This window comes from Flavobacterium sp. 21.1 (assembly GCF_057801535.1).
Window position 1 is genome coordinate 271,563 of record NZ_JBYNXA010000003.1, and the last position, 20,166, is coordinate 291,728.

At 40.3% G+C, this 20,166-nt stretch carries 22 protein-coding genes; 16 read left to right on the top strand and 6 right to left on the bottom strand.

Annotated features, from left to right (window positions below):
* Positions 1-9: 9 nt before the first annotated feature.
* The 3 genes from AC3E9U_RS07970 to AC3E9U_RS07980 all read right to left on the bottom strand — a co-directional run bounded on the left by AC3E9U_RS07970 (position 10) and on the right by AC3E9U_RS07980 (position 2,001).
* Positions 10-420, bottom strand: coding sequence for a DUF1801 domain-containing protein (locus AC3E9U_RS07970; RefSeq protein WP_488746374.1), 411 nt, complete (start codon positions 418-420; stop codon positions 10-12).
* Positions 421-464: 44 nt separating this feature from the next.
* The gene (locus tag AC3E9U_RS07975; protein ID WP_488746375.1) at positions 465-1,457 is read right to left on the bottom strand and encodes a TlpA family protein disulfide reductase; all 993 of its coding nucleotides are present in this window, start codon (positions 1,455-1,457) and stop codon (positions 465-467) included.
* 196 nt (positions 1,458-1,653) lie between these two features.
* Positions 1,654-2,001 carry a toxin-antitoxin system YwqK family antitoxin gene (locus tag AC3E9U_RS07980; RefSeq protein WP_488746376.1) on the bottom strand — a complete coding sequence of 116 codons (348 nt, stop codon included), beginning with the start codon at positions 1,999-2,001 and terminating at the stop codon, positions 1,654-1,656.
* Positions 2,002-2,211: 210 nt separating this feature from the next.
* On the opposite strand from AC3E9U_RS07980, the gene aspS reads away from it, so the two are divergent.
* The 16 genes from aspS to AC3E9U_RS08060 all read left to right on the top strand — a co-directional run bounded on the left by aspS (position 2,212) and on the right by AC3E9U_RS08060 (position 17,501).
* A complete protein-coding gene (gene aspS / locus AC3E9U_RS07985; RefSeq protein WP_488746377.1) occupies positions 2,212-3,963 on the top strand; it encodes an aspartate--tRNA ligase in 1,752 nt (583 codons plus the stop codon).
* Positions 3,964-4,135: 172 nt separating this feature from the next.
* A complete protein-coding gene (locus AC3E9U_RS07990) occupies positions 4,136-4,336 on the top strand; it encodes a cold-shock protein (protein WP_488746378.1) in 201 nt (66 codons plus the stop codon).
* A 235-nt stretch (positions 4,337-4,571) separates the two neighbouring features.
* Positions 4,572-4,937, top strand: coding sequence for an NADH-quinone oxidoreductase subunit A (locus AC3E9U_RS07995; RefSeq protein WP_488746379.1), 366 nt, complete (start codon positions 4,572-4,574; stop codon positions 4,935-4,937).
* Between the two features lie 77 nt (positions 4,938-5,014).
* On the top strand, positions 5,015-5,566 hold the full coding sequence (locus tag AC3E9U_RS08000) for an NADH-quinone oxidoreductase subunit B (RefSeq protein WP_488746380.1): 552 nt from the start codon (positions 5,015-5,017) through the stop codon (positions 5,564-5,566).
* A gap of 1 nt (position 5,567) precedes the next feature.
* Entirely contained in the window at positions 5,568-6,089 is a 522-nt protein-coding gene (locus AC3E9U_RS08005) for an NADH-quinone oxidoreductase subunit C (protein WP_488746381.1), read from the top strand.
* A 28-nt stretch (positions 6,090-6,117) separates the two neighbouring features.
* A complete protein-coding gene (locus tag AC3E9U_RS08010) occupies positions 6,118-7,353 on the top strand; it encodes an NADH-quinone oxidoreductase subunit D (protein ID WP_488746382.1) in 1,236 nt (411 codons plus the stop codon).
* Between the two features lie 5 nt (positions 7,354-7,358).
* Positions 7,359-7,889 (top strand): NADH-quinone oxidoreductase subunit NuoE family protein, encoded by a 531-nt coding sequence (locus AC3E9U_RS08015; RefSeq protein ID WP_488746383.1) that lies wholly within the window; start codon positions 7,359-7,361, stop codon positions 7,887-7,889.
* Between the two features lie 4 nt (positions 7,890-7,893).
* Positions 7,894-9,261, top strand: coding sequence for an NADH-quinone oxidoreductase subunit NuoF (gene nuoF, locus AC3E9U_RS08020; protein ID WP_488746384.1), 1,368 nt, complete (start codon positions 7,894-7,896; stop codon positions 9,259-9,261).
* Between the two features lie 59 nt (positions 9,262-9,320).
* Entirely contained in the window at positions 9,321-10,349 is a 1,029-nt protein-coding gene (locus AC3E9U_RS08025) for an NADH-quinone oxidoreductase subunit G (protein ID WP_488746385.1), read from the top strand.
* 3 nt (positions 10,350-10,352) lie between these two features.
* A complete protein-coding gene (gene nuoH / locus AC3E9U_RS08030; protein ID WP_488746386.1) occupies positions 10,353-11,390 on the top strand; it encodes an NADH-quinone oxidoreductase subunit NuoH in 1,038 nt (345 codons plus the stop codon).
* 9 nt (positions 11,391-11,399) lie between these two features.
* On the top strand, positions 11,400-11,942 hold the full coding sequence (nuoI, locus tag AC3E9U_RS08035) for an NADH-quinone oxidoreductase subunit NuoI (RefSeq protein ID WP_488746387.1): 543 nt from the start codon (positions 11,400-11,402) through the stop codon (positions 11,940-11,942).
* Between the two features lie 2 nt (positions 11,943-11,944).
* Entirely contained in the window at positions 11,945-12,454 is a 510-nt protein-coding gene (locus tag AC3E9U_RS08040; protein ID WP_488746388.1) for an NADH-quinone oxidoreductase subunit J family protein, read from the top strand.
* 4 nt (positions 12,455-12,458) lie between these two features.
* Positions 12,459-12,779, top strand: coding sequence for an NADH-quinone oxidoreductase subunit NuoK (nuoK, locus tag AC3E9U_RS08045; RefSeq protein WP_488746389.1), 321 nt, complete (start codon positions 12,459-12,461; stop codon positions 12,777-12,779).
* 6 nt (positions 12,780-12,785) lie between these two features.
* Positions 12,786-14,672: an NADH-quinone oxidoreductase subunit L gene (gene nuoL / locus AC3E9U_RS08050; protein WP_488746390.1), complete on the top strand. Its 1,887-nt coding sequence runs from the start codon at positions 12,786-12,788 to the stop codon at positions 14,670-14,672.
* Positions 14,673-14,684: 12 nt separating this feature from the next.
* Complete coding sequence (locus tag AC3E9U_RS08055) at positions 14,685-16,118, top strand: complex I subunit 4 family protein (protein WP_488746391.1); 1,434 nt, start codon at positions 14,685-14,687, stop codon at positions 16,116-16,118.
* A gap of 15 nt (positions 16,119-16,133) precedes the next feature.
* Positions 16,134-17,501 (top strand): NADH-quinone oxidoreductase subunit N, encoded by a 1,368-nt coding sequence (locus AC3E9U_RS08060; protein WP_488746392.1) that lies wholly within the window; start codon positions 16,134-16,136, stop codon positions 17,499-17,501.
* Positions 17,502-17,666: 165 nt separating this feature from the next.
* Here the strand turns inward: AC3E9U_RS08060 and AC3E9U_RS08065 are convergent, their stop codons facing one another.
* From AC3E9U_RS08065 to AC3E9U_RS08075, 3 genes are all read right to left on the bottom strand, one after another.
* On the bottom strand, positions 17,667-18,020 hold the full coding sequence (locus AC3E9U_RS08065; RefSeq protein ID WP_488746393.1) for a hypothetical protein: 354 nt from the start codon (positions 18,018-18,020) through the stop codon (positions 17,667-17,669).
* A 53-nt stretch (positions 18,021-18,073) separates the two neighbouring features.
* Positions 18,074-19,762 (bottom strand): single-stranded-DNA-specific exonuclease RecJ, encoded by a 1,689-nt coding sequence (gene recJ, locus AC3E9U_RS08070; RefSeq protein ID WP_488746394.1) that lies wholly within the window; start codon positions 19,760-19,762, stop codon positions 18,074-18,076.
* Positions 19,763-19,826: 64 nt separating this feature from the next.
* Positions 19,827-20,165, bottom strand: a complete 339-nt coding sequence (locus AC3E9U_RS08075; protein WP_488746395.1) for a HopJ type III effector protein — start codon at positions 20,163-20,165, stop codon at positions 19,827-19,829.
* Position 20,166: the final 1 nt, after the last annotated feature.

The window sequence follows — 20,166 nt, forward strand, 5'->3', positions numbered from 1 at the left end:
ATTCTTTATCTATTCTATCTTACTCCATCCGGGCAAATTCTTTGCCTGTGTCAACCATGAACGAAGCAGTTTTTCATCAAAATCGGATTCGTTATGTATGTCGATTCTCCGTGCTTTATAATTGGATCCTCTATTCCACGGCCCTGCCATCTTTGCCACGGGTGGTTCCGGGTTCAGCAGTGTCCCGGCAAAAAAACCAACACCAACACTGTCCTTAAACGACCACATAGCAAACATCCAACCTTTTTCAGGCAGTCCGTAAAAAGGTATGCCAAGTTGCTGTGAAGGCTTATGCCACTTTGTAGTGCACACTATATCCGGAAGAATTTCCCTTATTAGCGCGTCAACACGTATTGCGATTTCACTATGCTCGGGCTTTACTCCGTCAAGCCAAGCTTGAACCGTTTTTATTCCTTCCATGGTTGATTTGTGTCATCTGTTTTAAAATAGAACTCGCAATCAGACTAGTTCAGTAATTTATCAAAAACGGAAGTCAATTGCGGCATAGAAGGTCTTGGCGCGTCAGCATTAACCACTTTTCCGTTCGGATCGATCAGAATAAATCTCGGAATTCCGGTTACCTGAAAATCCTTTACAAATTTTGAATTCCAGTCGTTATCCGCAAAAAGCTGCACGCCCCCTAATTCCTTTTCATTTACCATTTTTTTCCATTTTTCCATATCCGATTGTTTGTCAATGGAAATACTCATGAAAACAATATTTTTATCATGATATTTTTTCTCCACTTCTTTCAAAAACGGAATTTCCGCACGGCAGGGCCCACACCATGTTGCCCAAAGATCAATGTATACATATTTCCCTCTGAAATCTTCCAGTTTTGATTTCCCACCTTTATAATTTACATAATCAAAAGATGGCGCCGCAGTATTGTTCAGTTTTGCAATGTGCGCATTCTGGTCATACATTTGTTTTAACTGACCATATTTCATTTCCATTTGTTTCTTCTGAATAGCTACAAAAGACGAACTTAGGTTTTTATCATCCAAACGGGACAAATTACTTTTAAGCAATTCATTGTATTTTGTGTTGAAATCCGTTTCATTGGAAGTCAACAATCCTTTAACATCCAACTTTTCATCCAATAAAATCTGCTTCGCTAAGAAATTATTCTCTGTAGCTCCGCTTCCTTCATAAACAACCGACTCATCAAACTGATTGACATCCATTTTCAATTTTAAATCGTAACCGTTTTTCAGGTACAGATCGGTATACTCCTCACCTACCTGCAATTCGTACAAACCTTCTTTTACACGTAAGGTATCCTTAAAGACACCATTTTTCCCCGATAATTTTTTGATTGGTTTCCCGTTTGCCGAAATAATAACTTCGTTAGGACCATTAGCGATTTGAGCGGAGAAAGTCGCATAGCTTTTATTCTGACCGATAGTTGCATTGGTTAACAGTAAAGTAACGGCAGCAAAAAAAAGTTTTTTCATTGATATTAGTTTTTTTGTTGATTATGATTTCAAATATATCAATTTTGTCAGATTAAACTTCATATTGAAAATTTTATTTACGGCAGAAAACAAGAATGGCTGCCACTACTCTGTGACAGCCATTCTCCTAAAAGGCGCTGGTATTGAATCCATCTTATGTAAACAGATATAATCTTTTCTCGAAAGCAGACCGTGATTAATTTCTGTTTACTATCGCGTCTTTAGTCCATTTTTTCATTTCGACGATCTTACTGTGGCTGTAATCTACTTCAGCTAGTGTGGTATTATTCCAAAAGAACCATTTCCCTGTTTTCATACCTTTTTGATATTCTCCGATGGACTGTTTTGAGCCATCTTCATTATAAGCCACCCATTTTCCGCTCAATTTACCGTCTTTATAATATCCTTCCTGTTTTACTTGACCGTTATCATAATAATAGGTTGCTTTTACTTGTCTGCCTACTATCTCATATTTTGGTTCAATTTTCTGAGCAGAAACCACACCTGCCATCAGTAATAATCCTGCGAATAAAGTCTTTCTCATAGTATCTGTTTTTTAATAGGTTAGCTGAAATAATTAAATAAAATTACGACATATTTTACATTAAAGAAACTTTTAGGTAACAATTCGGTAACACTGAAGCAAAACTTAACACAACAAAGTAAAATCTTACAAAATTAAAATTACGGCGAATACAAAAAAGCCAATAACAAAGTCAAAAAAAAACTTAAATTTGCATCAAATTTTATAAAAATGTACAGAAGTCATAATTGCGGAGCATTAAACGCTTCCAATATCAATACAGAAGTAACACTTGCGGGTTGGGTTCAAAAATCAAGAGATAAAGGATTTATGATTTGGGTTGACCTTCGTGACCGTTATGGAATCACTCAGTTAATTTTCGACGAAAGCCGTACCGATAAAACCGTTTTCGAATTAGCTAAGACATTAGGCCGTGAATTCGTAATCCAGGTAAAAGGAACCGTTATCGAGCGTGAATCGAAAAATCCTAATATGGCTACCGGAGACATTGAAATCCTTGTTACTGAGCTTACGGTTTTAAACGAAGCGATTACCCCTCCTTTCACTATTGAAGATGAAACCGACGGTGGTGAAGACATCCGTATGAAATACCGTTACTTGGATATCCGAAGAAATCCGGTTAAAAACAGTTTATTGTTCCGTCATAAAGTAGCGCAGGAAGTTCGTAATTACCTTTCAGCTCAGGATTTCTGCGAAGTGGAAACACCTTATTTAATTAAGTCCACACCGGAAGGAGCCCGTGATTTCGTAGTGCCTTCACGTATGAATCCGGGACAGTTTTACGCTTTACCGCAATCGCCTCAAACGTTTAAGCAATTGTTGATGGTAGGTGGAATGGATAAATATTTTCAGATCGTAAAATGTTTCCGTGACGAAGATTTACGTGCGGACCGTCAACCGGAGTTCACGCAGATCGACTGCGAAATGGCCTTTGTAGAACAGGAAGACATTCTGGACACTTTTGAAGGATTGACAAGACACTTATTAAAAGAAATAAAAGGGATCGAAGTAGACAAATTCCCAAGAATGACCTACGACCATGCCATGAAAACCTACGGTAACGACAAACCGGACATCCGTTTCGGAATGGAGTTTGGCGAATTGAATGCTGTAGCACAACATAAAGACTTTGCCGTATTCAATTCGGCTGAATTGGTAGTCGGAATCGCAGTTCCGGGCGGAGCTTCCTATACGAGAAAAGAAATCGATGCTTTAATTGATTGGGTAAAACGACCTCAGATTGGCGCATCAGGAATGGTATATTGTAAATTGGACGCTGACGGAAGCTTAAAATCGTCAGTGGACAAATTCTACAATCAGGATGATTTGAAAAAATGGGCGGAAGCAACCGGCGCCAAACAAGGCGATATTATTTTCGTATTGTCAGGACCTGCCAATAAAACCAGATCGCAATTAAGTGCGCTTCGTATGGAAGTGGCAACGCGTTTAGGATTGCGTAAACCGGACGAATTCGCACCGCTTTGGGTTGTAGACTTCCCATTACTGGAATTTGATGAAGAAAGCGGACGTTATCACGCGATGCATCACCCGTTCACATCGCCAAAACCTGAGGATATCGATTTATTGCCAACGGATCCTGGAAAAGTACGTGCAAACGCTTACGACATGGTTTTGAACGGAAACGAAATCGGTGGAGGATCTATCCGTATCCACGATAAAGAGACGCAACAACTTATGTTCAAATACTTAGGTTTCTCCGAAGAAGAAGCTAAAAATCAGTTTGGATTCTTAATGGATGCGTTCCAGTTTGGTGCTCCTCCACATGGAGGTTTAGCGTTTGGACTGGACCGACTGGTAGCGATTTTGGGCGGACAGGAAACCATCAGAGACTTCATCGCCTTCCCGAAAAACAACTCCGGAAGAGATGTTATGATTGATGCACCTTCCCTGATCGACAACAAACAATTGGAGGAATTATCTATAAAATCAGATGTAAAATAGTACAAAAAAAGCGACTTCAGGCCGCTTTTTTTCATTTATTTAATGTTTAATTAACTTTTATTTATATTTTTCAAGACTTCAACACTTTTTTTAAAAATTTTTAACCAAAAACTTGTTTGCTTTGAAAAAAAGTTTATCTTTGGAATATTATTAATTATTTTTTTATTACAGAATGCGAACAGGAAAAGTAAAATTCTTTATTGAATCTAAAGGATACGGATTCATTACAGACGACGAAACAGGTAACGATATTTTCGTTCACGCTACAGGTCTTCAATCTGAAGGCTTAAGCGAAGGTGTAAGAGTGTCTTACGTAGAAGAAGAAGGAAGAAAAGGTAAAGTGGCTGCTGAGGTAGCTGTTATCGAAGACTAATATATATTATTTTTTGATTACCGACTGAAGGTCTAGACCGCTCCCAAACAGGAGCGGTTTTTTTTATTCAGAAAATTCAGAAATACCCGCACAACAGCAAGTTAATTATTTGTAATTAGTCTAAATATGTTTTACATTTATGGCAGATATAAGGCCAAAATCATTAAAAATTACATTGCGTTTAAAGTTTAGGAATGTATATTTGTGAATTCTTTCATAAAAAGAGATTTTAACCATGCAAACAAACCAAATCGATTACATTCCTATTGCAATGCAATTACTTTTAGCGGTGGGATTTGTGGTAACAACCATTATAATCTCCAGCTTTTTAGGACCGAAAAGACATTCCAAGAATAAGGATAAAAATTTTGAGTGTGGTATCGAGTCTGTAGGTAACGCCCGAATTCCGTTCTCGGTAAAATACTTCCTGGTTGCCATTCTTTTCGTGCTTTTCGATGTAGAGGTGATATTCATGTACCCTTGGGCAGTAAACTTCAGAGCCATGGGCATGGAAGGACTTCTCAAAATGGGCATTTTTATGGCGCTTTTGGTAATTGGTTTTTACTATGTTATCAAAAAGAAAGGTTTAGAGTGGGAATAACAATCTAAATTGTTGAACGTTGAATTACAGCTATTATTTTAATTCAGCTTCAAAATTTAAAATTTAAAATATTCAAAATGAGCGATTCATCAAAATATAATACGGTAGCGGCTCCGGAAGGATATTCCGGAGAAGGTTTTTTTGCCACCAAACTTAGTGATGTTGTAGGACTTGCCAGAGCCAATTCTCTTTGGCCATTACCATTTGCCACTTCCTGTTGCGGAATTGAATTCATGGCTACTATGGCATCGCATTATGACGTTGCGCGTTTCGGATCGGAACGTATGAGTTTTTCTCCGCGTCAGGCTGACATGCTTTTGGTTATGGGAACCATTGCCAAAAAAATGGCCCCGATTTTACGCGAAGTATACGAACAAATGTCAGAACCAAAATGGGTTATCGCTGTTGGAGCCTGCGCTTGTTCGGGTGGTGTTTTTGATACCTACTCTGTACTTCAGGGGATTGACAAGGTAATTCCGGTTGACGTTTACGTTCCGGGATGTCCTCCAAGACCCGAACAAATTCTGGACGGTATCATGAAATTACAGGAAATAGTGAAAAACGAATCCGTAAGAAGAAGAAGCTCCGACGAATACAATGACTTATTAGGTTCTTATAACATCAAATAAAATGGCTTTAGAATCCTCAGTAATACAGAATAAACTTATTGAAAACTTCGGATTAAAAGTATCCGATTTTGTTCAGATCCACGATATTTTAACTTTCGAAGTAACCCCTGAATCTATCACAGAAGTAATGCGTTACTTAAAGGAAGACCCAACCATGCGTTTTAACTTCCTAACTGATGTCTGCGGAATTCACTACCCGGCTTATGAAGTGGACCGTCAGTTCGCCGTGGTATATCACATGCACAATTGGATCGACAATGTTCGTATCCGCATCAAATGCTACCTGCACGGCGAAAATCCGGAAATCGATACAGTTACCGATCTTTTCCTTGGCGCTAACTGGCAGGAAAGAGAAACTTACGATTTCTACGGAATCATTTTCAAAGGACATCCGCAATTGAAACGTATTTTAAACATGGATGAGATGACCGTTTTCCCGATGCGAAAAGAATTCCCATTGGAAGACGGCGGAAGAACCGACAAAGACGATCGTTTCTTCGGAAGAACAACACAAAACTGCTAATAGAACCCTGAAATACTTTTAAAGAACAATGTCAGACCTATTATTACCACCGGAAAAACGCTACGCCAACATCATCAATCAAAGAAGAAATGAGGATGGAAGCGAGCTTTCTATACTGAATTTAGGACCAACACACCCTGCCACTCACGGTATTTTCCAAAACATCCTTTTGATGGACGGAGAACGCATCGTAGACGGCGAGGGAACGGTAGGCTATATCCACAGGGCTTTCGAAAAAATTTCGGAAAACCGACCATTTTATCAGATTACCGTATTAACCGACCGTATGAACTACTGTTCAGCACCAATTAACAACATGGGTTGGTGGATGACGTTGGAAAAAGCCTTAGGTATCGAAGTGCCAAAACGCGTACAGTATATGCGCGTTATCGTAATGGAATTGGCACGTATTGCCGACCACATTATCTGTAACTCGGTTTTAGGTGTTGATACCGGTGCTTTGACTGGATTCTTATACGTATTCCAGTTCCGTGAAAAAATTTACGAAATCTACGAAGAAATTTGTGGCGCCCGTTTAACTACCAATATGGGACGTATCGGTGGTTTCGAAAGAGACTGGAGCCCAGCTGTCTGGACAAAACTGGACAAGTTCCTTGAAGAGTTCCCTCCTATCTGGCAGGAATTCGAAAACCTGTTGACCCGTAACCGTATCTTCATGGACCGTACTATTAATGTAGGTCCGATTTCAGCGGAAAAAGCGATCAGCTACGGTTTCACAGGTCCGAATCTTCGAGCAGCAGGTATCGATTATGACGTTCGTATAATGCAGCCCTATTCTTCTTATGAAGATTTCGAATTTAATATTCCGGTTGGAAAATCGGGTGACACTTATGACCGTTTCTGCGTTCGTAACCAAGAAGTTTGGGAAAGTTTGAGCATCATCAAACAGGCGTTGGCCAAAATGCCGGAAGGCCCTTATCATGCTGACGTTCCTGAATATTATCTGCCTCCGAAGGAAGATGTATATTCCACTATGGAATCACTGATCTACCACTTTAAAATCGTAATGGGAGAAGTACCGGTGCCGTTAACCGAAGTATACCACCCGGTAGAAGGCGGAAACGGTGAATTAGGATTCTACCTAATTACTGACGGAAGCCGCACCCCATACAGACTACATTTCAGAAGACCTTGTTTTATATATTATCAGGCATTTAACGATATGGTAAAAGGACAAATGCTTTCCGATGCCATTGCAACCCTATCGAGTTTGAACGTTATTGCCGGAGAATTAGACGCTTAATGATTATGGAAAAATATATCTACAAACAGGATATCAATATCACTCCCGAATTAATGACCCGTATCAACGAACTGATCAGTCATTATCCGGAAGACAAAAGAAAATCGGCTTTATTGCCTGTTCTGCACGAAGTTCAGGATGCTCACGACAACTGGTTGAGCTACGAACTGCAGGACAAAGTGGCTGAAATCCTAAACATCCAACCGATCGAAGTATACGAAGTAGTTTCTTTCTATACGATGTTCAACCAAAAACCGATCGGGAAATACATGTTCGAATTCTGCCGCACTTCTTGCTGTGTAACACGCGGCGTGGAAGATTTAATGGATTATACCTGCAACAAATTAGGCATTCAGGAGGGTGAAACCACCGTTGACGGAATGTTTACCGTAGTAGGTGTCGAATGTTTGGGCGCTTGTGGCTATGCTCCTATGATGCAAATCGGGGATTTCTACCACGAAAATCTGAACCAGGAAAAAGTAGATCAGTTAATAGCCGACTGCAGAGCCGGTAAAATAACATTACACGATAAATAATACCATGGGACAAAAGATATTATTAGATAAAATAAATATTCCGGGTATCAAAACCTACGAAGTGTACCGCCAGAACGGAGGTTATGCTTCTGTGGAAAAAGCATTGAAATCGATGACGCCGGATGAAGTAACCGAAGAAGTAAAAACTTCAGGACTTCGCGGACGTGGTGGTGCAGGATTCCCAATGGGACTAAAATGGAGCTTCATCGACAAAAAATCTGGCAAACCAAGACATTTGGTTTGTAATGCCGACGAATCCGAGCCGGGAACGTTCAAAGACCGTTTTTTAATGGAATACATTCCGCACTTATTGATCGAAGGAATGATTACTTCAAGTTACGCTTTAGGCGCTAACCTGTCGTACATCTATATTCGCGGTGAGTACATGTGGGTGTATAAAATACTGGAAAGAGCCATTAAAGAAGCTTATGCGGCAGGATGGTTAGGAAAAAACATCTTAGGAAGCGGGTACGATTTGGATTTACACGTCCATTGTGGTGCCGGAGCATACATCTGTGGTGAAGAAACTGCCCTAATCGAATCGTTGGAAGGAAAAAGAGGAAACCCGAGAATCAAACCCCCATTCCCTGCTGTTAGCGGATTGTGGCAAAATCCAACCGTGGTAAACAACGTAGAATCTATTTCTGCCGTGCCTTGGATTGTTATGAATTCCGGAGAAGAATATGCAAAAATTGGGGTTGGTCGCTCTACTGGAACCAAACTGATTTCCGCATCAGGACACATCAAAAACCCTGGAGTTTATGAAATCGAGTTAGGACTATCCGTAGACGAGTTCATGAATTCTGACGAATATTTAGGAGGAATGTTAAACGATCGACCATTAAAGGCTTTAGTGCCGGGTGGTTCGTCAGTACCAATTCTTCCTGCTAATCTGATTTTCAAAACTGCCAACGGAGAAGACCGTTTAATGACTTACGAGTCTTTATCTGACGGAGGTTTCGCAACTGGATCCATGTTAGGTTCCGGAGGTTTCATTGTGTATAACGACACTACCTGTATCGTTCGTAACACCTGGAATTTCTCGCGTTTCTATCACCATGAATCTTGTGGACAGTGTACTCCGTGTCGTGAAGGAACCGGCTGGTTGGAGAAAATCTTACACCGAATCGAAAACGGTCACGGTCGCGAAGAGGATATCGAATTATTATGGAGCATTCAAAGTAAAATCGAAGGAAACACCATCTGTCCTTTAGGGGATGCGGCTTCCTGGCCTGTTGCGGCGGCTATCCGTCACTTCAGAGACGAGTTTGAGTACCACGTTCGTTTCCCAGAAAAAGTTAAAAACAGAGACCACTTTGTAAACGAGCCTTTCGAAAAAGTACGTCACTTAGTTGGAAAAACAATAGTATAATTAAAGGAAAAAGTGATGAGGGACTGAACGCAACCCTTGCACTTTAAACAGTATATAAAATGAAAGTAACAATAGACGGTCAGGAAATACATGTAGAACCGGGGACGACCATCCTGCAGGCTGCAAGAATGATTGGAGGCGAGTCCGTACCGCCTGCGATGTGCTACTATTCCAAATTACAGGGGAGTGGTGGTAAATGTCGCTGTTGTTTGGTGGAAGTATCGAAAGGTAGTGACGCCAACCCTACCCCTATGCCTAAATTGGTAGCCTCATGTGTTACCGGTGTAATGGATGGCATGGAAGTGAATAGTAAAAGTTCAGCCCGTGTGGAAGAAGCGAGAAAATCGGTTACCGAGTTCTTGTTGATCAACCACCCGCTGGATTGCCCTGTTTGTGACCAGGCAGGAGAATGTGACTTACAGAACCTGAGTTTCCAACACGGAAAATCCGAAACCCGTTTCATCGAAGAAAAAAGAACTTTCGAACCGGAAGATATCGGCCCGAACATTCAGCTACACATGAACCGTTGTATCTTATGCCAACGTTGCGTGTTAACGGCAGACCAATTAACCGACGGACGTGTGCACGGAGTTATCAGCCGCGGTGATCATGCTCAAATTTCTACTTGTTTATCCAAAGCGATTGACAATGAGTTTTCCGGAAATATGATCGACGTTTGCCCCGTAGGAGCTTTGACTGATAAAACGTTCCGATTCAAATCGAGAGTTTGGTTCAACAAACCCTACAACGCGCACAGAGACTGCGACAAATGTTGCGGAAAAACCACACTTTGGATGTTTGGTGAGGAAATCCAACGTGTTACTGCCCGTAAAGACGAATATCATGAAGTGGAAGAATTCATCTGTAATACTTGTCGTTTTGACAAAAAAGAGGTTAAAGACTGGGTAATCGAAGGCCCTCGTAAATTCGAGAAATTCTCGGTTATCAACAGAAATAAATACGCCAACCACCCTCCAAAAGTGGAAATCCAGACCGAAGACCAGATTTTATTAGGCCGTGAGAAGGATCAGAAGAAAATCAGTATGGTTCAAGTTCCTTTGAACACTAACGGTAATTCTAAATCATAAGCCATGGATAAGGTACTTATTATAGAAAAGGGAATTTTCATTGTAGCCATTTTTGCGATTACAATGATCATGGCAATGTATTCCACTTGGGCAGAACGAAAAGTAGCGGCCTGGCTTCAGGATCGTATCGGCCCGAACAGAGCAGGACCTCTTGGATTACTTCAGCCTCTTGCCGATGGTTTAAAATTATTCTCAAAAGAAGAATTCATCCCCGATACCCGAAATAAATTCTTATTCCTTGCCGGTCCGGCAATCTCCATGAGTGTCGCATTAATGACCAGTGCGGTTATTCCTTGGGGAGACAAATTACATATCGCCGGAAGAGATGTTATTCTTCAGGCAACCGATATCGACGTGGCTATATTATATATCTTCGGCGTATTATCTGTAGGGGTTTACGGAATCATGATCGGAGGTTGGGCTTCCAATAACAAATTCTCGTTAATGAGTGCCATGCGTGCAGGTTCCCAGATGATTTCCTATGAGGTTGCAATGGGACTTGCAGTTATTGCATTGATTATGATGTCCGGAACGTTAAGCTTACGCGAAATCGCGGCACAACAATCCGGTATGAACTGGAATGTATTCTACCAACCGGTAGGATTCATTATCTTCTTAGTGTGTTCCTTTGCAGAAACAAACAGAACACCTTTCGACTTAGCAGAATGTGAGGCGGAACTTATCGGAGGTTACCACACGGAATACTCTTCAATGAAAATGGGATTCTATCTGTTCGCTGAGTATGCTTCCATGTTTATATCTTCTGCTATTTTGGCTATCCTTTATTTCGGAGCTTATAATTATCCGGGTATGCAGTGGGTCGTTGAAAACTGGGGTGTGAATGTCGGAAACACCATTGGTATTGCCGTTCTGTTCGGAAAAATCTGTTTCTTCATCTTCTTCTATATGTGGGTAAGATGGACAATCCCGAGATTCCGTTATGACCAATTGATGAATTTAGGATGGAAAATGCTGATTCCAATTGCCATTGCCAACATAGTTATCACAGGAATAGTAATTTTACTAGCCGATAAATTATAATCATAACAAATGTCACTAGATACAATTTCATTATCAGGAAAAAAAATGGAGGTTTCCAACAAGAAGATGTCTTTTTGGGAAAGCCTTTATTTGGTAGCGATAGTTAAAGGATTATTTATTACGATTCGTCACTTATTCACTCGAAAAGTAACAATCAAATATCCAGAACAAAAACGCGCATTAAGCCCGGTTTACCGCGGACAGCACATGCTGAAACGCGACGATCAGGGTAGAGAAAACTGTACGGCATGCGGACTTTGTGCTGTTGCCTGTCCGGCGGAAGCCATCACCATGAAGGCTGCCGAAAGAAAACCGGGAGAAGAACATCTGTACCGCGAAGAAAAATATGCCGAAATCTACGAAATCAACATGTTGCGTTGTATTTTCTGCGGCTTATGTGAAGAAGCGTGTCCGAAAGACGCTATTTACTTAACGGAAACAAAAGTTATGGTAGCTTCAGCAAGCAAACGTGAAGACTTCATTTACGGTAAAGATAAATTGGTAATGCCTTTGGAAATGGCATTGCGTAACAGTAAAAACAAAGCAAGTTAATCATGGGTCAAATTCTATTTTACATTTTAGCGACAATTACCCTGGGCACTGCTTTTTTTACAATTTTTAGCAGAAATCCCATTCACAGCGCCATTTCATTGGTAGTTTGTTTCTTTTCGATTGCAGGCCACTATTTATTACTGAATGCCCAGTTTTTGGCAATCGTTCACGTTATCGTTTATTCCGGTGCGATCATGATCCTGATGTTGTTCACCATCATGTTAATGAACCTCAATAAGGAAGATGAATCCCACAAATCCATTGCGTCTCAAATCGCCGCCACTATAGCCTTTTGCTTGGTTGGTATTGTTTTGTTGGCCGGATTACTGAGAACAAAACCAGTAGTGGAAAGTTATTTCCAGTCGGGCGAAGATTTCCAATCGATTAAAGTATTGGGTAAAGTATTATTAAACGAATATATGGTACCATTCGAATTTGCTTCTGTTTTATTATTGGTAGCGATGATCGGAGCAGTATTGATTTCGAAAAAAGACACACAAAAAGAAGCATAATTATATGGAAACTATTTTAAAGGAAATTGGAGTAGAAACCTACTTATACTTATCGGCTTTATTATTCAGTATTGGGGTGTTCGGTATTCTTTTACGAAGAAATGCCATCATCATGTTCATGTCGATTGAAATTATGCTTAACGCCGTTAACCTAATGCTGGTAGCCTTTTCTACCTTCCATCAGGATGCTTCGGGCCAGGTTTTCGTATTTTTTTCAATGGCGGTAGCTGCGGCGGAAGTTGCCGTAGGTTTAGCGATTCTGGTTTCTATTTTCAGAAATCACGGCTCGATTGATATTGACAAATTAAAAAACTTAAAAGGATAAGCCCTAATGGACACAGGATTAGTTTTACTCTTATTATTGGCCCCGTTCGTAGGGTTTTTAGCGAATATATTTTTAGGAAAACAGCTTGGTAAAAATGCTTCCGGTTACTTAGGAAGTTTAGCGGTGATTGTTTCTTTCGTAGTTACCACCGTATTCTTTTTACAGGTAAGCGAGACCAAAGAAGCTATTGTTGTTCCTTTGTTCGACTGGTTTTCCCTGGATAAACTGAATGTTAATTTTAGCATCTATTTAGATCAGTTATCACTATTGTGGCTGATGTTCGTCACCGGAATCGGATCGTTGATCCACATCTATTCCATCAGCTACATGCATGATGATGAAAACATCCACAAATTCTTTTCTTATCTGAACCTGTTCATTTTCTTCATGATTACATTGGTAGTCGGAAGCAACCTGCTGATCATGTTTATCGGATGGGAAGGCGTTGGATTATGCTCGTACTTATTGATCGGATTCTGGTATAAAAACCAGGATTACAATGATGCAGCTAAGAAGGCTTTCATCATGAACCGTATCGGGGATTTAGGTTTCCTTATTGGTATCTTTATCATTGGATATGTTTTCAACTCTTTGGACTTCATGACCATAAAACAAGAGATCCTTGCAGGACATGCAGCCGCTAACATGGGCTGGTTAAGTATCGCTGCTTTATGCTTGTTTATCGGAGCTTGTGGTAAATCGGCGCAAATTCCATTGTACACTTGGTTACCGGATGCGATGGCAGGTCCGACTCCTGTTTCGGCATTGATCCACGCGGCGACGATGGTAACAGCAGGCATCTTTATGATCACGCGCATGAATTTCCTTTTCGATCTTACTCCGGATGTACAAACGGTTATTGCAACAGTTGGTGTGGCTACTTCAGTTTTAGCAGCTTCTATCGGCTTGATGCAGAACGATATTAAAAAAGTACTGGCTTATTCTACGGTTTCCCAATTAGGATTGATGTTCCTGGCTTTAGGCCTTGGTGCCTATCAGGTGGCCGTTTTCCACGTAATCACACATGCTTTCTTCAAAGCTTGCCTGTTCCTAGGATCTGGTTCTGTGATCCACGCTTTACATGGCGAACAGGACATGAGAAGAATGGGTGGCTTGAAAGGCGTAATGAAAATCACTTTTATCACCTTCTTTATTGCGACGTTAGCGATTTCTGGAATTCCTCCATTCGCAGGTTTCTTCTCTAAAGATGAAATTCTAATGGTAGCTTTCCATAAAGATAAAGTACTTTGGATTCTTGCAGCAATCGCTTCTATCATGACAGCTTTCTATATGTTCCGTCTAATGTATCTGACATTCTTCAAAGAATTCAGAGGTACGGAAGAACAGAAACATCACTTACATGAAAGTCCGGCCTTGATCACTTTCCCATTGATTGTTTTAGGAATTCTTTCTGCCGTTGGTGGGGCGTTGAGCTTACCGGGCAACAGTTGGTTAAACAACTTCCTTCAACCGGTTTTTAGCGAAAAAGCACACGCCGAACATCATTTGGACAACACTGCCTACATGTTGATGGGACTTGCTGTTGCTGGCGCTTTAGTGGGTATTGCAATCGCTTATTCGAAATACATCAAAAAAGGAGAAGTTCCTGCCGAAGACGATCAGATCACCGGTTTTGCAAATGTCGTATATCAAAAATATCATGTAGACGAAAGCTATATGAGAATTATAGTAAAACCGATATACGCTATTTCGAAATTTTCCCGCGATTATATCGAAACAGGTCTTTCCAACGTGGTTTTCGGTTTCGGAAATGTGGCGGAAGGATTGTCTTTACAAGGTAAAAAACTGCAAAACGGAAACATTGGTTTCTATTTGTTTGCCTTTGTATTCGGGCTTTGTTCGGTAGTGTTTTATTTATTCTTCTTACGATAATCTATACATATAATGGACGTAACTATAGTACTTATTCTATTATTAATCGGAGCGCTGGCGACTTATTTCTCAGGAAATGCGTTGGCTTCCAAAGTAGCCTTGTTTTTCAGTTTGGCTGCTTTAGGTGCTTCCTTTGTTATTTTAAATCAATTCAATCAGGGTATTGACTGCAATTTCTCTGCAGTTTGGATGAAAAACCCTAACGTTTTATTTTCCCTTAAAGTGGATGGTTTGGCTATCGCCATGATACTATTAAATACGGCTTTAATACCGTTAATTATTCTGTCTTCTTTTGGAAACAAATTCAGTAACCCAAAAAATTTCTACGCTTTAGTAATGTTCATGGCATTCGCGATGGCAGGAACCTTTTTGGCATCAGACGGATTCCTATACTATATTTTCTGGGAATTATCTTTGATTCCAATCTATTTCATAGCCCTAATCTGGGGTAACGATGATATTTCTGAGCGCAAAAAAGCGGTCATCAAATTCTTCATTTACACATTCGTAGGTTCACTGTTCATGTTGGCTGCCTTCATTTACATGTATCAAAAAGCGGGAAGTTTCCAATTGGATAAATTATACGCTTTAGAATTATCAGCTAAAGAGGAATTTTGGATTTTCATGGCCTTCTTTATGGCTTATGCGATCAAAATCCCGCTAATCCCTTTCCACACTTGGCAGGCAAGTGTATACCAAAAAGCTCCGACTGTAGGAACCATGCTTTTATCCGGTATCATGTTAAAAATGGGATTGTATTCCGTAATTCGTTGGCAGTTGCCGATAGCACCGAATGCAGCTAAAGAACTACAGTACACTATTATCGGTCTAAGTATCGCCGGTGTAATTTACGGTTCCATCGTGGCTTTAAAACAAAAAGACTTAAAGCGCTTATTGGCTTATTCCTCATTGGCACACGTTGGTTTAATTGCAGCAGGTTGTTATACCTTAACTGTTGATGGTCTTCGCGGTGCTGTTTTACAGATGATCGCACACGGATTTGTAATCGTTGGTTTGTTCTTCGCAGCAGAAATCATTTATAGACGCTACGAAACGCGAAACATCAGCGAAATGGGTGGTATACGTCAGCAAACGCCAAAATTTGCATCAATGTTCATGATCTTGGTATTGGCTTCTGTTGCCTTACCGGGAACTTTTAACTTCATTGGTGAGTTCACCGTTTTATACAGTTTGTTTACCAAAAATATGGCTTTCGCTGTATTAGGCGGAACAACAATCATATTAGGAGCTTTCTACATGTTGAGAATGTTCCAGCATGTAATGTTAGGCGAAACCAACGCAAAACCTTTTGCGGATGTTAACCTGACGGAAGGCATTGTAATGGTAGTGATCATCGGTTTCTTATTGTTCTTCGGATTGTTCCCGAAACCAATCATCGACCTGATTGCACCAAGTATCCAAGAGATTTTAGTACACATTAAATAAATTTAGTCAAAGAGAATGAATACTTTAATAGCAATTGCAGTCCTGGGCGTTATTTGCCTTTTGGCTGAAATTTTCAACTTAAGAAAAGCCATTGTTCCTGTAACCATTATTGGGTTACTGGGCATTTTAGGTATGACTGTGACTGAATTCGGAACAACCGCGAGTTACTATAACAACATGATTGTGGTAAACAACTTCACGGTTGCTTTTTCAAGTCTATTTATAGTACTGACGATATTTTTGGTTACGCTGACTCATAATTTCTATGAAACCCAGGCTTCTAAAATTTCTGATTTTGTTTCCATTAAGTTGTTCCTGTTAACCGGAGCGGTTGCTATGGTTTCGTTCGGAAATTTAGCCATGTTCTTCCTTGGTATCGAAGTGCTTTCCATTGCTTTGTATGTTTTAGCAGGAAGTGATCGTATGAATATGAGAAGTAATGAGGCCGGTATGAAATATTTCCTAATGGGATCGTTCGCATCGGGCATTATCCTTTTCGGAATCGCATTGGTCTATGGCGCTGTAGGCTCATTCGACATGGAAATGATCGAATTGGCTTCCAATTCAGCCAGAACGGAAGAATGGTTTTACATCGGTGTTTCTATGATTACTGTGGGTATGTTATTCAAAATCGCAACCGTTCCGTTCCACTTCTGGGCTCCGGATGTTTATGAAGGCGCACCAACATTGACAACGGCTACGATGAGTACTCTTGCAAAAGTTACGGCTATGGCAACGTTTTTCAAACTGAACGTGGCGATGAACGGTAACATGAAATTCGAATACGAATTGGTAATCGTTATCGTTTCCATAGCTTCCATGACAGTAGGTAACATTATGGCATTGCGTCAGAACAATATCAAAAGAATGTTAGCCTTCTCAGGTATTTCCCATGCAGGATTTATGATAATGGCCCTTTTGAATCTGCAAAACGCAGCCGGAAGTTTATTCTACTACACCGTTGCTTACGGATTGGCAGGTATTGCAGCCTTCACGGTTATTTTATATGCTTGTAAAGGAAAAGACAATGAAGAACTTGAGAATTTTAACGGATTAGGAAAAAGAAGTCCACTATTGGCAATGATTCTTACCGCTTCCTTATTATCAATGGCTGGAATCCCGATCTTCTCCGGATTCTTCGCTAAATTCTTTATCCTGAATCAAACCTTACAGGCAGGTTGGTTAGTTTTAGTAATTGCCGGGGTCATCAACTCTATGATTGCGGTATACTATTATTTCCGAGTGATCAGCGCCATGTACACGAAAGATGCCGCAGAAGAAACGCACAAAGTACCTTTTGAGTTCTATTTTGTAGCAGTAGTGGCTATGGGATTGAATGTCGCTATCGGTCTGTTCCCATCGGTTTTGATGGATCTGTTCTAAAACAATTTTTACAATAAATAAAAAGAGGCTGTTCTTATCGGACAGCCTCTTTTATTTACTATATATTTTGTTTAGCCTTTTATAAATAGGGTCTTTTCATCCAAAAAAAACACCGAAGAGAATCACCTCCTCAATTAGGGTATCGTGACATTTGGTCTAAAAACATCAATTCTTACAGCTGTCATTCAGATAATTATTCAATTCCATCTGAAACAACGTTGCCGAAACCAGTTCCTGTAACTGAAATGCCTCCGCTTCTGAAACTGCTAACTCCAAACCGGGGAATGGCGTTTCCAAAAGGTATTTTGTGCAATGTTTTTGCAACTCGCAATCGGAACATTTGATATTGCTGCAAGTCGTTTCAATGTTTTCGGAGAATCCAATCAATTCTGAAAGCGAAAGATAAAAACCGGTTTCCCTAAAAACCAATTGTACTTTCTCTCTTAAAATCTCATTGTCCTTAATCCAATAAAAAGCGATACCAAAATCATTTTGATAAACTTGCTTTATCTGTTTCATCTTATTTGATTTCAACAAATATACAAATTATTTAAAATCATTCTAAATAAATATTATTGAATATCGCGAAATCTAAGTTGCAGTGAAACGGAGCCGTTCCATTCGTTCTCTTCCACGGAAAATACGGCGTCAAAAGGTTTCTTATTATCAGTCAGTTCCTTCTTTTTGGCCAGACCAAAACCAATCGCTCCAAAACTATCCGAATCATTTTGTTTCACAAATAATTTCAGATGTTCCTCATCGGTGCCTATTTTTTTTCCGTATCCAGTATCTTTCAGATTCTTTGCCAAAAACACAGGCGTCATGTTCTGTGGTCCGAAAGGCTCAAACTGTTTCAGGATCCGCATGAATTTAGCATTGATCTCCGATAACTGAACCTCAGCATCAATTGAAATTTCAGGGGTTAATAAGTCGGGATGAATGGTATCGGAAACTACGCTTTCAAAAGCCAATTTAAATTTCTCGTAATTCTCTTCTTTGAGGGTCATCCCGGCTGCATACATGTGTCCGCCAAACTGCTCCAGATGTTCCGAACAGGCTTCTAAGGCATTGTACACATCAAAATCCTTTACAGAACGGGCCGAAGCCGCAAGTTTATCGCCGCTTTTTGTAAAAACAAGGGTCGGACGATAATAGGTTTCAGTCAATCGCGAAGCAACGATGCCAATCACGCCTTTATGCCAGTCTTCCTGAAACACTACGGTGGTGAATCGATCTTGTTCATTGTTCTCAATGATTTGCTGCAAAGCTTCAACAGTGATTTTTTTGTCCAATCCTTTACGGTCGGAATTGAATTCCTCAATCTGAGATGCGAATTCTTCAGCCTGCTCCAAATTAAACTCGGTCAGCAATTCCACCGCATGATTTCCGTGTTTGATTCGGCCAGCAGCATTGATACGCGGAGCGATTACGAAAACAACATCAGTTATGGTAAGTTCTTTTCGTTTTAAATTCCGGATCAATGCTTTTATTCCCGGACGCGGCTTAGCATTGATAACTTCTAACCCGAATTTCGCCAGCACGCGGTTCTCTCCCGTAATCGGAACAATATCCGCCGCAATCGCCGTCGCAACCAAATCCAGATACGGAACCAAATCTTCGACAGATTGGCTTCTGTTTTGTGCCAATGCCTGAATCAGTTTGAATCCGACACCACAACCACAGAGTTCATCATAAGGATAATAACAATCCGAGCGTTTTGGATCTAACACAGCAACCGCATCAGGCAACGTATTGCCGGGACGGTGGTGATCGCAAATTATGAAATCGATGTTTCTTTCATTTGCGTAAGCGATATGATCGATGGATTTGATTCCGCAGTCTAACGCAATAATAAGTGAAAACCCGTTATCGTCGGCAAAGTCGATTCCTTTATAAGAGATTCCATAGCCCTCATCGTAACGGTCAGGAATATAGGTCGCAACCTTAGGATAAAAACTGTGGAGATAGGATGACATCAACGAAACTGCTGTTGTTCCGTCTACATCATAATCGCCAAAAACCAAGATATTTTCTTCGTTGGCAATTGCTTTTTCGATTCGATCGACCGCTTTGTCCATATCTTTCATCAGATACGGATCGTGTAAATCGGTTAAACTCGGCCGGAAAAACTGCCGGGCTTCTTCAAAGGTTTCGATTCCTCTTTGAACGAGTAAGGAGGCGATAATTTCGTCTACCTGAAGTGCATTTTGCAAGGCTTGTACTTTTTCCTGATCTGGCTTAGATTTTAATGTCCAACGCATAATGATTTAGCTATTTTCAATTGATAATAAGTTATTTTGGCGTATATATTTAAAAGTGATATGCTTATTTCTCCGTAAGGGCCGCTCCGTCAAATACGATTCCGTCCCATCCAAATTTCATGAAATTTCTAATATTCTGATGATCTGCCTCATCCGGCGTTTCTAAAACTTTTTGATAATGTTCTCCAAAAAGATACAAGGTCTCACTTTCACTCAATCCTTGCATTTTCCCAAACGAATACACTTTACAGGATCCGCTATTTACTCCTGCTTCATTGAACAACTCCCCGTTTTTAAAAGAACTAGGAACAAAATCATAATGGTTGTCAATCGTTTCAATAACCTCAGCAAAAGGCAAAATTGAACGATTTGAAACTTTTTCTACTAATTCCGCTACCGTCATA

Excerpts from the sequence above, each read along its gene's own strand:
- AC3E9U_RS07995 (WP_488746379.1), top strand. The coding sequence starts at position 4,572 with ATGCAAACAAACCAAATCGATTACATTCCTATTGCAATGCAATTACTT.
- nuoI (WP_488746387.1), top strand. The coding sequence starts at position 11,400 with ATGTCACTAGATACAATTTCATTATCAGGAAAAAAAATGGAGGTTTCC.
- AC3E9U_RS08005 (WP_488746381.1), top strand. The coding sequence starts at position 5,568 with ATGGCTTTAGAATCCTCAGTAATACAGAATAAACTTATTGAAAACTTC.
- AC3E9U_RS08060 (WP_488746392.1), top strand. The coding sequence starts at position 16,134 with ATGAATACTTTAATAGCAATTGCAGTCCTGGGCGTTATTTGCCTTTTG.
- AC3E9U_RS08000 (WP_488746380.1), top strand. The coding sequence starts at position 5,015 with ATGAGCGATTCATCAAAATATAATACGGTAGCGGCTCCGGAAGGATAT.
- nuoL (WP_488746390.1), top strand. The coding sequence starts at position 12,786 with ATGGACACAGGATTAGTTTTACTCTTATTATTGGCCCCGTTCGTAGGG.
- recJ (WP_488746394.1), bottom strand. The coding sequence starts at position 19,762 with ATGCGTTGGACATTAAAATCTAAGCCAGATCAGGAAAAAGTACAAGCC.
- AC3E9U_RS08010 (WP_488746382.1), top strand. The coding sequence starts at position 6,118 with ATGTCAGACCTATTATTACCACCGGAAAAACGCTACGCCAACATCATC.
- AC3E9U_RS08055 (WP_488746391.1), top strand. The coding sequence starts at position 14,685 with ATGGACGTAACTATAGTACTTATTCTATTATTAATCGGAGCGCTGGCG.
- nuoF (WP_488746384.1), top strand. The coding sequence starts at position 7,894 with ATGGGACAAAAGATATTATTAGATAAAATAAATATTCCGGGTATCAAA.
- AC3E9U_RS07970 (WP_488746374.1), bottom strand. The coding sequence starts at position 420 with ATGGAAGGAATAAAAACGGTTCAAGCTTGGCTTGACGGAGTAAAGCCC.
- AC3E9U_RS07980 (WP_488746376.1), bottom strand. The coding sequence starts at position 2,001 with ATGAGAAAGACTTTATTCGCAGGATTATTACTGATGGCAGGTGTGGTT.
- AC3E9U_RS08040 (WP_488746388.1), top strand. The coding sequence starts at position 11,945 with ATGGGTCAAATTCTATTTTACATTTTAGCGACAATTACCCTGGGCACT.
- AC3E9U_RS07975 (WP_488746375.1), bottom strand. The coding sequence starts at position 1,457 with ATGAAAAAACTTTTTTTTGCTGCCGTTACTTTACTGTTAACCAATGCA.
- AC3E9U_RS08025 (WP_488746385.1), top strand. The coding sequence starts at position 9,321 with ATGAAAGTAACAATAGACGGTCAGGAAATACATGTAGAACCGGGGACG.
- AC3E9U_RS08065 (WP_488746393.1), bottom strand. The coding sequence starts at position 18,020 with ATGAAACAGATAAAGCAAGTTTATCAAAATGATTTTGGTATCGCTTTT.
- AC3E9U_RS07990 (WP_488746378.1), top strand. The coding sequence starts at position 4,136 with ATGCGAACAGGAAAAGTAAAATTCTTTATTGAATCTAAAGGATACGGA.
- AC3E9U_RS08075 (WP_488746395.1), bottom strand. The coding sequence starts at position 20,165 with ATGACGGTAGCGGAATTAGTAGAAAAAGTTTCAAATCGTTCAATTTTG.
- AC3E9U_RS08015 (WP_488746383.1), top strand. The coding sequence starts at position 7,359 with ATGGAAAAATATATCTACAAACAGGATATCAATATCACTCCCGAATTA.
- nuoK (WP_488746389.1), top strand. The coding sequence starts at position 12,459 with ATGGAAACTATTTTAAAGGAAATTGGAGTAGAAACCTACTTATACTTA.
- aspS (WP_488746377.1), top strand. The coding sequence starts at position 2,212 with ATGTACAGAAGTCATAATTGCGGAGCATTAAACGCTTCCAATATCAAT.
- nuoH (WP_488746386.1), top strand. The coding sequence starts at position 10,353 with ATGGATAAGGTACTTATTATAGAAAAGGGAATTTTCATTGTAGCCATT.